The sequence below is a fragment of the Bacillus sp. V5-8f genome, assembly GCF_002863565.1.
Classification (GTDB): Bacteria; Bacillota; Bacilli; order Bacillales; family DSM-1321; genus Peribacillus.
This window is the reverse complement of record NZ_PGUW01000004.1, coordinates 251,300-263,620: the sequence shown is the minus strand read 5'-3', so window position 1 is coordinate 263,620 and position 12,321 is coordinate 251,300. Positions and strand designations below refer to the sequence as shown.

General features: G+C 42.1%; 13 protein-coding genes. 2 read left to right on the top strand and 11 right to left on the bottom strand.

What is annotated here, in order from left to right; genetic code table 11:
* The first annotated feature begins 263 nt into the window (after window positions 1–263).
* Window positions 264–800 (top strand): DUF309 domain-containing protein, encoded by a 537-nt coding sequence (locus CUU64_RS05285; RefSeq protein WP_101632225.1) that lies wholly within the window; start codon window positions 264–266, stop codon window positions 798–800.
* Window positions 801–859: 59 nt separating this feature from the next.
* On the opposite strand, the gene CUU64_RS05280 is transcribed toward CUU64_RS05285, so the two are convergent.
* Window positions 860–1,225: a GNAT family N-acetyltransferase gene (locus CUU64_RS05280; protein WP_101632224.1), complete on the bottom strand. Its 366-nt coding sequence runs from the start codon at window positions 1,223–1,225 to the stop codon at window positions 860–862.
* A gap of 477 nt (window positions 1,226–1,702) precedes the next feature.
* On the opposite strand from CUU64_RS05280, the gene CUU64_RS05275 reads away from it, so the two are divergent.
* Window positions 1,703–2,578: a DUF1002 domain-containing protein gene (locus CUU64_RS05275; RefSeq protein WP_257985431.1), complete on the top strand. Its 876-nt coding sequence runs from the start codon at window positions 1,703–1,705 to the stop codon at window positions 2,576–2,578.
* A 70-nt stretch (window positions 2,579–2,648) separates the two neighbouring features.
* Here CUU64_RS05275 and lysA read toward each other — a convergent pair whose 3' ends face one another.
* The 10 genes from lysA to CUU64_RS05225 form a co-directional block, all read right to left on the bottom strand.
* Window positions 2,649–3,971: a diaminopimelate decarboxylase gene (gene lysA, locus CUU64_RS05270; RefSeq protein WP_101632223.1), complete on the bottom strand. Its 1,323-nt coding sequence runs from the start codon at window positions 3,969–3,971 to the stop codon at window positions 2,649–2,651.
* Between the two features lie 217 nt (window positions 3,972–4,188).
* On the bottom strand, window positions 4,189–5,667 hold the full coding sequence (locus tag CUU64_RS05265) for a spore germination protein (RefSeq protein WP_101632222.1): 1,479 nt from the start codon (window positions 5,665–5,667) through the stop codon (window positions 4,189–4,191).
* The gene (gene spoVAEA / locus CUU64_RS05260) at window positions 5,627–6,229 is read right to left on the bottom strand and encodes a stage V sporulation protein SpoVABEA (RefSeq protein WP_101632928.1); all 603 of its coding nucleotides are present in this window, start codon (window positions 6,227–6,229) and stop codon (window positions 5,627–5,629) included. The genes CUU64_RS05265 and spoVAEA overlap by 41 nt, the downstream gene beginning before the upstream one ends.
* A gap of 93 nt (window positions 6,230–6,322) precedes the next feature.
* Window positions 6,323–6,745, bottom strand: a complete 423-nt coding sequence (locus tag CUU64_RS05255) for a stage V sporulation protein AB (RefSeq protein ID WP_101632221.1) — start codon at window positions 6,743–6,745, stop codon at window positions 6,323–6,325.
* The gene (locus CUU64_RS05250; protein WP_101632927.1) at window positions 6,735–7,355 is read right to left on the bottom strand and encodes a stage V sporulation protein AA; all 621 of its coding nucleotides are present in this window, start codon (window positions 7,353–7,355) and stop codon (window positions 6,735–6,737) included. Before CUU64_RS05250 ends, CUU64_RS05255 begins: the two co-directional genes overlap by 11 nt.
* A 161-nt stretch (window positions 7,356–7,516) precedes the next feature.
* A complete protein-coding gene (locus CUU64_RS05245) occupies window positions 7,517–8,809 on the bottom strand; it encodes an NCS2 family permease (protein WP_101632926.1) in 1,293 nt (430 codons plus the stop codon).
* Window positions 8,810–8,957: 148 nt separating this feature from the next.
* A complete protein-coding gene (gene sigF, locus CUU64_RS05240) occupies window positions 8,958–9,716 on the bottom strand; it encodes an RNA polymerase sporulation sigma factor SigF (protein ID WP_101632220.1) in 759 nt (252 codons plus the stop codon).
* 13 nt (window positions 9,717–9,729) lie between these two features.
* Window positions 9,730–10,170, bottom strand: coding sequence for an anti-sigma F factor (gene spoIIAB / locus CUU64_RS05235; protein ID WP_101632219.1), 441 nt, complete (start codon window positions 10,168–10,170; stop codon window positions 9,730–9,732).
* Window positions 10,171–10,172: 2 nt separating this feature from the next.
* Window positions 10,173–10,523, bottom strand: coding sequence for an anti-sigma F factor antagonist (spoIIAA, locus tag CUU64_RS05230; protein WP_101632218.1), 351 nt, complete (start codon window positions 10,521–10,523; stop codon window positions 10,173–10,175).
* Window positions 10,524–10,851: 328 nt separating this feature from the next.
* Window positions 10,852–12,021 carry a D-alanyl-D-alanine carboxypeptidase family protein gene (locus tag CUU64_RS05225; protein WP_101632217.1) on the bottom strand — a complete coding sequence of 390 codons (1,170 nt, stop codon included), beginning with the start codon at window positions 12,019–12,021 and terminating at the stop codon, window positions 10,852–10,854.
* Between the last annotated feature and the right edge of the window lie 300 nt (window positions 12,022–12,321).

Genomic DNA, 12,321 nt, shown 5'->3' with positions numbered 1-12,321 from the left:
ACTTTATCATAATTTGAGAATGCAGTTGAAAAATATTGAGAACGAAAGAGCCTCTATAGTGGATAAACTTTTAACAACCGCGTGTTTGATCTTCGTATTATTGATTTTTCTTGTTTAGTTGGGACCTTGGTTTTTGCGCAGGAATCAGATGGTTGCTGACAAAGAGATGTCAGTCTTTTGTGAATAAGGGAACAAGAGAGGATTAGTGTAGCAGTCTGAATATGTTACAATGTTGTCTACATAAGAAAAGGAGCTGGTAATATTTGAACTATCCCGGTCCATATTTATTATACTTGGTCCATTTTCATGGAGACCGAGATTACTTTGAATGCCATGAGGTTTTGGAAGAGTACTGGAAAGAGGCTGCGCCAGGAGAACGGGAATCGCATTGGGTGGGACTGATCCAGGTTGCCGTCTCTTTCTATCATTATAGGAGGAGGAACGTGAAGGGCGCTTTAAAAACGATGAAAAAGGCAGTTTCAATACTAGAAAAGAAACCTACGGAAATAATGAACCTGGGCATGAATCACAAGGATATGCTAATATTGCTCTTTGAAACGATAGATCGAATGAACATCAAGGCTGATTATGAAAGCATTGATCTTCCTCTAATTGAGCCAGCTTTAATTGAAACTTGTAAAAAAATGTGTGTGGAACGGCGAATTCCTTGGCGTTCAAAAAGTGACTTGGCCAATACGCAGCTTGTGAACAGGCATTCCCTGCGTGACCGGAGCGATGTCATCCAGGAACGGGAACATCAGTTGTCCATAAGGCATCGTGGCAATGCCCGCAAAACGTAAGAACCTTATTCCTCGTCGGAATAAGGTTTACCATATTTTTCCACTAGTTCCATTTGAACTTATTGTAAATCTTCACTGTGCTCCCAATCACAATGATCCATGAATGGGGCTGTATATTCATTCGGCTTTAATTCTTTATCTGGATACAGCTCCTTAAGAGCCTTTATCATTCGTTTGCCGACACCTTGCTGGCGGAATGACGGGTTGACCGAAATATGTTGAATAGTCAAATGCTGACTGTCGTCCCCCCTCACTCCTATTAGGCCGATAATATCTTCGTCCTTCCATAAAAAGAGATGCATATTTTCTTCATTTTCATAAGATTTCATTGTTTGCTGAAGTTTTTTGATATCTTTTTCAGTGGGCATAAATGATAACAGGCCCATTGCAATTTTTTCATAGCTTTTTTTGTATTTAATTAACATATGTTATCCCTCGTTACAAAAGACCGTCTTATTTTTGGGAAGGAAGTATTAACTTTCTTCCTTGTATAAAGCAGAACACAGGCTAAATCGCTACGTCCTGTAGCAACGCCTGTGTGACCCACTTCCTGTGAGTCTAAGTATAAGTGGATCCAATTACTATCATACAGAATTAGTGTTTCCGTTTCAATACCGCTTTAACCGGTATGTTCCTCACGATTCTTCTAGTAATCTATCATTTGCTGAAGCGTTTTCTTGTATAATGTTATATTCTACAATACATTCCCCATTTCTGACAAATCACGATTATAAAGGAACGATTCACCTTTTAAATTGCCTTATACAGTAGCGTAACTGAAAAAAATTTTTGAAACTGGGGGGCAATCTGATTATACTGTTCTAGTGGGGCATCTTCTTAAATTAAAAAGTATGAATCTTTTTGTAAACAGTTTTCGTCTTATAGTAATAAGGAGGAGAAATATGAAAACTAAACTAATAAAAACTTGGATGATCCTATCCCTCTTAGTAAGTTTTACACTGCCAATTACGGCGTTTGCTGATGCTGCTGTTGGAGATATGACCGTTACATTGGGCCAAAATTTGACCGAGGAACAAAAGCGGGCGCTTCTTGCCGAGATGAATGCTCCTGAAGGAGTAGAAATCCTTACTGTTACAAATGCAGAAGAACATCAATATCTTGGGAATCATATTCCAAAACGTTTGATCGGGACTAAGGCTATTTCATCATCTGCCATCACACATGAAGATTCAGGAACAGGGCTTAAAGTCCAAACAAAGAATATCAACTGGGTAACGGAAGAAATGTATATAAATGCGCTGGCCACAGCTGGTGTAAAAAATGCTTCCATATATATCACTGCCCCGGTCTCAGTGTCCGGTACAGCTGCCCTGACAGGGATTATTAAAGCCTATGAAGTTTCATCTGACAAAGCGATTCCCGAGGATGTAAAACAGGCTGCCAATGAAGAAATGGTTAAAACAGCAAAGCTGGGTGACGAAGTCGGTTCTGACCAAGCAGCGGCGCTAATGACAAAGATAAAGGAAAATATGGCAGAAAACCCGCCTGAAACAGAAGCAGAGGTCCGCGATATCATTGAAACATCGGCAAAAGACCTCGGCATTACGCTTACTGATGCACAAATTCAAAGTTTAGTAGATTTATTCAATAAACTAAAGGACTTGAATATCGACTGGAACCAGGTTGGGGACCAACTAGATAAGGCAAAAGAAAAATTGACAACCTTTCTGCAATCAGAAGAAGGCCAGACATTCCTTGATAAACTAAAAGAGTTCTTCGGAAGTTTGATCGATGCAATCAAAGCATTGTTTTCTTAAGATGTAATCTTTATAAAGGAATTTTATAAAAAAGCGGAACCAGAATATCCTGGTTCCGCTTTTTTACTAATTACTTAGTTTTGATGGCTTCCTGTAATGGGACATCAAACTGGATGAGGTCCTCGTATGTTTCCCGCTTGATAACCAGCCTTGCTTCGCCGTTTTCTACAAAAACGACAGCAGGCCTTGGGATCCGGTTATAATTATTCGACATTGAATAGCCATATGCCCCTGTACAAAAAACAGCCAAAATATCTCCGCGGTCTGCCTTTGGAAGAGGCAGATCCCAAATCAGCATATCTCCGCTTTCACAGCACTTCCCGGCAATGGACACTGTTTCTTCCGGCTTTTCTAACGGCCTGTTCGCTAAAACCGCTTCATACTTGGCATCGTATAATGCCGGACGGATATTGTCGCTCATGCCCCCATCAACAGCAAGATATTTTCTGATATCCGGAACCTCTTTTTCAGAGCCTACTTTATAAAGGGTAGTTCCAGCATCACCAACAAGGGACCGGCCGGGTTCAATCCAGATCTCAGGCATAGCCAATTGGGAATCCTCAAGCTGATTCTTGACTTCCTTCACAATTTCCTCCACATAAACAGATGCTGGGAGCGGTGTATCTTCTTCCGTATAACGGATTCCAAATCCGCCGCCAAGGTTAAGTACGCTCGGCTGGAAGCCAAAGGATGCGTGCCAGTTTTTTAATTGAGAGATTATTTTTCTTGCTGCCAGAATAAAACCGGTTGTTTCAAAAATCTGTGAGCCGATGTGGCAGTGCAGTCCAAGCACTTCAATCCAATCGCTTTGAAGCGCCTGATTTAGAGCGCGTTCCGCTTGCCCGTTTAAAAGGTCAAATCCGAACTTGGAATCCTCCTGGCCTGTCAAAATATAATCATGAGTATGCGCTTCTATTCCAGGTGTAACCCGGAGCAGAATTTGAATAGATTGCCTTCTTGCAGCGCATAACCCTTCAAGGAGGGAAAGTTCTGAAAAATTGTCCACGACGATACAGCCTATTTCATGGTCCAGAGCCATTTCTAGTTCTTCAACACTTTTATTATTGCCATGGAAATGAATTCGTTCCTTTGGAAAGTCAGCCTTTAATGCCGTATACAATTCCCCTCCGGAGACAACATCTAACGATAAGCCTTCTTCTTTTGCAAGCTGAACCATGGCAATCGACGAAAAAGCCTTACTTGCATAAGCTACCTGGGCTTTAACCCCCAACTTTTCAAAAGTCTTGTTAAAGCCTCTTGCCCTGTTTCGAATCAGTTCAACATCATATACATAAAGAGGTGTCCCAAAATGGGCTGCGAGCTCCATCGTATCGACACCGCCTATTTCAAGGTGCCCCTTGTCATTTACATTTGCTGTTCCGTAAAAGTGCATGTCTATTTCCCCTTCCGCTGGTAAGGAGCTTTTCTCCCTAAACAAATGAGGCGGACCCATATAAGAACACTGTCCGCAACAGAGATATTCCTTATTTGTTAGAGCCTGCCTCATATTTTTTTTCTATTTCAACGTATTGCCAGTCATACCCATATTTAATATTGGCTTATCCTTCATAATAAATTATCATAAGTTTCTTGTAACATCAATATAAAGTTTACTTCGGCTGCCTGTACCTGTCGTACGGATGGACAATGCTTGGCCTGATGCTCGAACCCGGAACCGGTCGCCTGAATAGAATATGGGAAAAAGCTTTGGGATAGAATGGCAAAAGCGGCCATAGATATGGCGTATTTACGGTTTTTTTACCTGCCAAATATAGAATAAAAACGGTAATGCCGATGATTAATCCCGGTGCGTGGAAGAAAGCTGTTAGAGCCAACAAAAACAGCCTTGCAATCTTGTTTGCAATGCTAAGCTCAAGACTTGGAGTAGCATACGTCCCAATTGTTGCCACAGCAACGTACAGGATTACTTCCGGTACAAATAAGCCAACATTTATTGCAATTTCGCCGATTAAAATTGCAGCGATTAAACCCATCGCCGTCGAGAGAGGGGTCGGGGTATGGATTGCTGCCATTCGTAAAAACTCCATCCCGAAATCAGCGATAAATATTTGGACAACTATCGGTATGCTGGTTTGTTTCTTTGGCCCGATAAATTCCAGCGATTCAGGAAGAAAGGATGGATCCATTGCAAACAATAACCAAAATGGAAGCAAAAATAACGATGCGAAGATTCCGACAAAACGCACCCATCTAATCATGGTTCCTACAGCAGGAGATTGCCTGTATTCTTCCGCGTGCTGCATATGATGAAAAACTGTGGTCGGAGTAATAATTACGCTTGGTGAAGTATCCACTATGATGATCACGTGCCCCTCCAATAAATGCGTGGCCGCTACATCAGCCCTTTCTGTATAACGGACAAGCGGAAAGGGATTATATCCTTGATGGACAATGAATTCCTCTATTGTCTTATCTGCCATAGTGAGCCCGTCTATGTCGATGTTTTTTAATTCTTTCCGGATGGTGTCAACAAGATCAGGATCGGCAACGCCTTCTATATATCCAATTGCTACATCTGTTTTTGACCTCTCTCCGACTTTTGTGATTTCAAATCGTAATCTTTCGTCTCTAATGCGCCGCCTTGTCAAAGCTGTATTTACCACGATGGTCTCGGTGTAACCATCCCTGGCCCCGCGGATTGTTTTTTCCGTATCCGGCTCCTGGGGTGTTCTTCCAGGGTAGCTTCTAACATCTACAATCAGTACTTTTGGGGTGCCATCCACCACGACCGCAATTAGCCCGGATAGAACCTGGTCAACCATTTCGTCTATCGTCTCAACTTCTTTAACCTGCTGATGAACGATTCTGTTCTTTAAAATGTCATATAACTTGGTCGTATTTAAATCCTGATTATTAAGGGCTATAATGTTTTTAACTACCGCAACCATAACGCCAGCTTCGAGCAGACCAGTTACATAATACACGTGAACATCTTTTCCTAGAACCTTTAGTTTACGGACTCCAAGGTCGAAGCTGACACCAAGGCCTACCCTCTCTTTCATGAAGGTTTCTACATCGCTGACACTGTCAGGAATCGGTTTCATTGCTGTTTTGGTTTCCGATACCATGATACCCGCTCCTTTCAAGAATGATTTCCACTGCCATTTTTGTGATGGGTGCCCCGATTCGGTAATCATCTTTTCCAGCCATTTTTCCGATATCCCCTACACCCACCACGATGGGGGCATGCAGCTCATCCACACAATATACGGTATCACCGTTGATTCGCCCTAATTCATATTCAGGGGTGCCGTATTTGTCCACCCCGTAAGGAGTAAGCTGTCCGTTATGATCAATGCATACATCGACCCTCGTCCATTCCCCATGTCTTGTATTGGAAGCAACCGCAATTATGCCAAGAACGTCAATGTCTTCATGATTTGCTACATACCGCATTGCCGTCTCGCCGCAGCCCTCTCCCACCAGGCCGCTGTCATCAAACATAACCAGGACCGGGTCATGTGGTGTGCTTTTGATGAGCGAAACGATCTCTTCTCCTGTCAGAACAGATGGATTGCCCTGCGACAATGAAATACACCTTCCACCCGCCGCCCTTGCTGCAAGTTCTACTGCACGCCTTGCATACACATCGCCATCGGTTATTAAAATGACTTTTCTTTTTTCTTCCATAACAAGTATCCTTTCAGCAAAATGCCCCACTTATCAAGCATCTTTCAAAAGCCATCGAATGAATCAGCAGTATTGTTTAAGTCGCCATGTGCTTTAAAGATCTACATAATATAACCACTGGAACAATGATCCCGTAACTTTCCCAAAAACGAATGCCATCATGAGATATACGATTTTGTCATCGACCCCGATGCGCTTCGAAATGATTGGAAATACATTCAATACTTCAGTAAGCGCTGCAGCCAGCATCCCATTGAAAATCCCGTCAGCAAGGCCAATTGGCATTAATAAGAACTTCGTTAAGCCTAAACTGACATTTTGAAGGCCTAACCACCCTCCGACAACGACCCCGACTACAATCGCAAATTCATAATGGTGGATCATTTTGCTTGTTTTTGTAAGCTGGGTCAATCTCGGAATCACTTTTAAAACGGTGAGGAACGCTACAAATCCGGCGCCAACTGCCAGACCACCAGCAAATCCGACGAACGCCGCAAAGATGATTTTACCTGTCATCAAGACGTCTGATGCTTTCCTGGTTTTGATACATCGTAACGTATCGGTCCAAGTCTTGCTGGTAATTGAACATTTCTACTTCTAGCGGACTAGGTTCCTCATTAAAACGCTTTCTAAAGAAATGGTTAAAGAATACCATCATTCCAAGTCCAAGCCCAATGCTATAGGGAATTTGGATAAGCAGCGGTTTACTGTCTTCCCTGCCTGTTATAATTTTGAACAGATTTTGGTGGACGGTTTGCATGCTTACGTCAACATGGAAGTTCATGATCGTGATGGCAGCGCCAATAAACAAAAGCAGCCAAACCCCGATAAACATTCCCCAGGGTACCTTTTTAGCTTCCAAAACCACTTCAATGATTGTATGGGATGGACCCACAGCCTGCACCTCTATATCCGGGTTTATCTCCCGGATTTTATCGATCATCTGGATAATGTCAACAATGATGATATTATTATCCTCATGGGTGACAGTTAATAAATCTATCTCTTTAAGTTCGGCGGCCAGGCTGTGAGGACCCACTATTTTCGCAATATCTTTCATTTTTACTTTCTGATTTGTCTTTGCCTCCACGCGGTAACGCATCCGTACATACAGCAGGTTTTCCATCATTCACACACCTCGTACATCAATTTCCTTTATGTGTAGTATGCATATGGCAGCCTGGTAACATACGAAAAAACAGGAGCACCACAATTTGGAAAAAAAAAAAAAAAAAATACCACAGCTCAGATAAGTCTGTGGTATCATTCTTTATATTTTTACAAGATTTAATGAGTCGGGAAAAAAACCATTTGAATCAAGAAAATTACACCAAAAACATAAATAAGAGGGTGTACATTTATAGCTTTCCCACTAAATATTTTCATTAAAGGATACGTAATAAATCCAATTGCAATCCCGGTTGAAATGCTTGATGTAAGGGGCATGGTCAGGATGATAATAAACGCTGGAAAAGCTTCATCGAATTCTTTCCACTTGATCCGTGCCAACCCTTCCATCATAAAGCAACCAACAATGATTAATACCGGAGCTGTGATCGAAGCAAGTGAAGATATTGAGGCAATCAACGGTGAAAAGAACGTCGATATAGCAAATAAAACAGCTACGACCACGGCTGTTAATCCTGTTCTCCCCCCAGCGGCAACCCCTGTACTGGATTCTACATACGCAGACGAAGGGCTTGTCCCAAACAGGGATCCTACCGTGGTAGCGATAGCGTCGGCAAGGAAGGCCCTTTTTGCCCTTGGGAACTTCCCATTTTTCATCAACCCAGCCTGTTCCGTCACCGCAATCATTGTGCCGGTAGTATCAAAAAGCGTTACCAGCAAGAAAGCAAACACAACCGCATAAAGACTGTTTGAAAACACCCCCGCAATATCAATGTCGTAAAACACCGGTGACGGCGGGGCTGAGACGATTTTATCAAAATTTAGCAAGTCCATAAAATATCCTATAATAGCGGTAACCAACATGCCAAAGAATAGAGCACCTTTTACATTTTTTGCCATAAGGATAAGTGTTAGGAATAACCCGATGATGGTTAAAAATGTTACGGGTTCATGCAAGTTCCCCAAAGTAATCATGGTATCGTTATTAGGCACCACAATACCGCTTTGCCTTAATCCCAGAAAAGCGATAAATAACCCAATCCCTGATGTGATCCCATACTTTAAGGAATCAGGAATAGCTGTAATGATCGTTTCACGCAGCTTGGATACACTTAATATTATAAACAATAATCCCGCGATGAATACCGTTCCGAATACAGTTTGGTATGATAAGCCATGTGCCCCCACTACACTTGCAAAATAAGCATTCAATCCCATGCCGGGCGCAATAGCAATCGGAAGCTTAGCAAAGAATCCCATAATTAAAGTACCAGTTATGACAGCAATGATAGTTGCCATAAAGACTTGTTCAAACGGTATTCCAACCGAGGAAAGAATCGCAGGATTTACAATAATGATATACACCATTGTCAAAAAGGTCGTTACTCCTGCAAAAACCTCTGTACGGGTGGACGTACCGTGCTCTTTTAAAGAAAAATATCGTTCAAACATCATGTTTAACCCCCGTGTGTGCATAAAAGCCGAATAAATAGAAATCCACGTAATATAATATTCGTTTTTTAAAGTGAAATCAACAACCATTTACGATTATTTATTATTTTTTACCTAAATGCTCCTTTTCGCAAAAAAAACACACGGATCATTGATCCATGTGATTTTTCATTTGCTGCAGTATCTTTTTTTCCAGCCTGGAAACCTGAACCTGTGAAATTCCCAGGCGCACAGCTACTTCTGATTGGGTTTGATCCTTATAGTACCTAAGATAGACGATGAGCCTTTCTCTTTCATCCAGTTCTGCAATCGCCTCTTTCAGCGTGATTTTATCAAACCATTTGGATTCATTTGTATCTGCAATTTGATCAAGCAGTGTGATCGGGTCCCCGTCATTCTCATATACCGTTTCATGAATGGAAGATGGGCTTCGGCTTGCTTCCTGGGCCATGATAATTTCCTCTGGCGACAGTTCAAGATGCTGCGACAACTCATTCAACGTTGGTACCCTGCCCAGTGTCTTTGACAAATCTTCTTTGGCACGCCTAATTTTATTTGCCATTTCCTTTAAGGAACGGCTGACTTTTACCGTACCATCGTCCCGGATAAAGCGCTGGATTTCACCGATTATCATCGGCACGGCATAGGTAGAAAACTTCACATCAAAGGACAAGTCGAATTTATCGACTGATTTCAGCAAGCCAATGCAGCCGATCTGGTACAGGTCATCCGGTTCATAGCCTCTGTTCAAAAAGCGCTGGACCACTGACCATACCAATCTTAAATTGCTTTTTACAATCATGTCTCTTGCTTCCTGGTCCCCGCTCTGGCTGCGCCGGATTAAATTCCGGAGTTCATCATCCTTTAAATGGACCTGGCTCTTCGTGTTTTTAACCTCCACATCCATATGCAAAACTCCCTCAATTGCACAAAGCTTTACTTTTTGATAAGTGCTTTTTTAAACGAATGATGGTGCCTTCGCCCTTATTGGAAATGACCTGCATTTCATCCATAAAGTTTTCCATGATTGTAAACCCCATCCCGGAGCGTTCCAGTTCCGGCTTAGTTGTATATAATGGCTGGATGGCTTCATCTACATCATCAATTCCAATTCCTTCATCCTTAATCGTCAATTCGACAACGTCCCCGTCAATCGATACGAAAATATAGACAATTCCCTCTGAGTCATTTTCATAACCGTGAATGATCGCGTTTGTCACAGCTTCAGAAACTACGGTTTTTATTTCGGTCAATTCATCTAAAGTCGGGTCTAATTGTGCAATGAACGCAGCCACTGTAATGCGGGCAAAGGACTCATTCTGGCTTAGAGCCGAAAATTGCATTTCCATCTTATTCTTCATCTCTACGCAACCCCCAATCTTTGTAAAGCGTTTTCCTCGGAAAGTTCTAGTTTAACAATCTTGAACAATCCTGACATTTCAAATAATCGCTTTACTGATGGCGAGATTGCGCAGACAACCATTTCACCGTGGTTCTGTTTGATTTGCTTATAACGCCCCAGAATCACTCCGAGCCCGGAGCTATCCATAAAAGAAAGCCCTTCAAGATTCAAGATGATATGTTTAATGCCTTCCTTTTGAATCGCTGCACTTGCGAGATTTTTCAATTGTTCAGCTGTGTGATGGTCCAGCTCCCCATTCAACCGGATGCAGAGGACATCATGTTTGGCTTCCATATCAATAGCAAGACTCACTATATACAGCCTCCTTATCTGTCGTATAATGAGTCAAATTCGCTTTTTCCGCTGCAATTTCCTTCCTAGCGACAAAACTAGTGGCCATTCGCCGAAAATAGTTCCGGTTTCATGTTATTTGACAGCAATCTTATAAATGCTGATACATTATATTTGGCTCATTCATGTGAAACCAAGGGTTTCACATGCCTGTCAGCATAGCTGAAAGGGAAAGGTTACTGCAGCTGCAGGACCAAGAGAAAGCTCGCTTTTTCCTTAGTCCATGTAGTTGGGGCATAAATGAGCTAAAAAATAACTACATTAAATATCAATGTACAGTTGGTTTAACTTATTTAGTTTGAGTAAACATACCAAATGAACGCTTAAACATTTCCCACCAGCTTGCTTTATCGACGTTTTCCTTTGCGATAATCGGTGAACTTACCAATATCTTGCCATCTTTCATTACCGTGAAAGTCCCAATCCTATCGCCCTTCTTGATCGGGGCGTTCAAGTTGTTATCCATTTTGATCGTTTTAGTATAATCCTTTGCATTACCCCCTCTTTTTGTTAAAAGGGATATTGGCTCGCTCGTTATACCAGTGACTGTTTTCCTGTTTCCTTTGTTTACCTTGACAGACTTCAAGGCAACTCCCCGTTTATAAATAGGGTGTGTTACATATTGCGAAAAAGCGTAATCCAACATTTTTGTTACTTGTGCGTTTCTCTCTTTCGGTGTCGGGGCGCCCATGACTACAGCAATAACCCTCATATCACCTTTTTTAGCGGTTGCGGTCAGGCAGTACTTGGCTTCATTCGTAAATCCTGTCTTCAGGCCGTCAACACCTGGATAGAATTTAACGAGTCTGTTCGTATTCACCAGCCAGAACTTTTTGTCGCTATCTTCACGCAAATATGCCTCATACGTGCCTGTGAAGCGTGTAATATCGTCGTATTTAAGCAACTCTTTCGCCATGATTGCCATATCATGTGCCGTGCTATAATGGTCATCAACCGGAAGACCGGTGGCATTTTGGAATTTTGTATGTTTCAATCCCAATTCAGCTGCTTTTTCATTCATTCTGTCCACGAATTCCTCGTGTGACCCTGCAATTTTTTCAGCCATTGCAACAGATGCATCATTGCCAGATCCGATTGCAATCCCCTTCATCATCTGCTCAACGGTCATCTCTTCGCCCGGCTCGAGGAATATTTGTGATCCTCCCATTGAGGCCGCATATTCACTCGTACGTACTTTCTCGGTATATTTCAGCTCACCTTTATCCAATGCATCCATAATCAAGAGCATCGTCATAATCTTTGTCATGCTTGCGGGAGGGAGTTCCTGATTCGAATTCTTTTCATACAAAACAGCCCCCGTATCTCGTTCGATTAAGATTGCAGATCTCGCATTTTCAGCCAGATCAACCCCCTTTTTCTCTGCGGCGTCCACTCGTGGAACAGCCGTACTTGCAGCAACCACTATTGAGAAGCAAAATATAAGAAAGCGCTTCTTCATACAAACCCCTCCTATTGAATGCACGACTTTCTTCCGGCACGCTTCTGATATTGGCGCTAGCTGCCGGCAAGGATAAGTCCATTTGACAATCAGAAACAGCAGGAAAAACCACTGCTATACGATACTGCTAACAGCATTTCCAGCGGAGCCAAATTTATACAGATTTGGTCATAAAAAAAGAGAATTAATTTAAACCATTTGGCGAATGCAATAATAAATTCGAGTTTATAGCTCGCTCATTTCGATTTGCGGCTTTCGAAAAATACCAAAAACACCACGGTGTTTTTATGTGGAACGCTT

Excerpts from the sequence above, each read along its gene's own strand:
- CUU64_RS05265 (WP_101632222.1), bottom strand. The coding sequence starts at position 5,667 with ATGGTATCGGAAACCAAAACAGCAATGAAACCGATTCCTGACAGTGTC.
- CUU64_RS05255 (WP_101632221.1), bottom strand. The coding sequence starts at position 6,745 with ATGACAGGTAAAATCATCTTTGCGGCGTTCGTCGGATTTGCTGGTGGT.
- spoIIAB (WP_101632219.1), bottom strand. The coding sequence starts at position 10,170 with ATGAAGAATAAGATGGAAATGCAATTTTCGGCTCTAAGCCAGAATGAG.
- CUU64_RS05250 (WP_101632927.1), bottom strand. The coding sequence starts at position 7,355 with ATGGAAAACCTGCTGTATGTACGGATGCGTTACCGCGTGGAGGCAAAG.
- CUU64_RS05280 (WP_101632224.1), bottom strand. The coding sequence starts at position 1,225 with ATGTTAATTAAATACAAAAAAAGCTATGAAAAAATTGCAATGGGCCTG.
- CUU64_RS05275 (WP_257985431.1), top strand. The coding sequence starts at position 1,703 with ATGAAAACTAAACTAATAAAAACTTGGATGATCCTATCCCTCTTAGTA.
- CUU64_RS05245 (WP_101632926.1), bottom strand. The coding sequence starts at position 8,809 with ATGTTTGAACGATATTTTTCTTTAAAAGAGCACGGTACGTCCACCCGT.
- lysA (WP_101632223.1), bottom strand. The coding sequence starts at position 3,971 with ATGCACTTTTACGGAACAGCAAATGTAAATGACAAGGGGCACCTTGAA.
- sigF (WP_101632220.1), bottom strand. The coding sequence starts at position 9,716 with ATGGATGTGGAGGTTAAAAACACGAAGAGCCAGGTCCATTTAAAGGAT.
- CUU64_RS05225 (WP_101632217.1), bottom strand. The coding sequence starts at position 12,021 with ATGAAGAAGCGCTTTCTTATATTTTGCTTCTCAATAGTGGTTGCTGCA.
- spoVAEA (WP_101632928.1), bottom strand. The coding sequence starts at position 6,229 with ATGGAAGAAAAAAGAAAAGTCATTTTAATAACCGATGGCGATGTGTAT.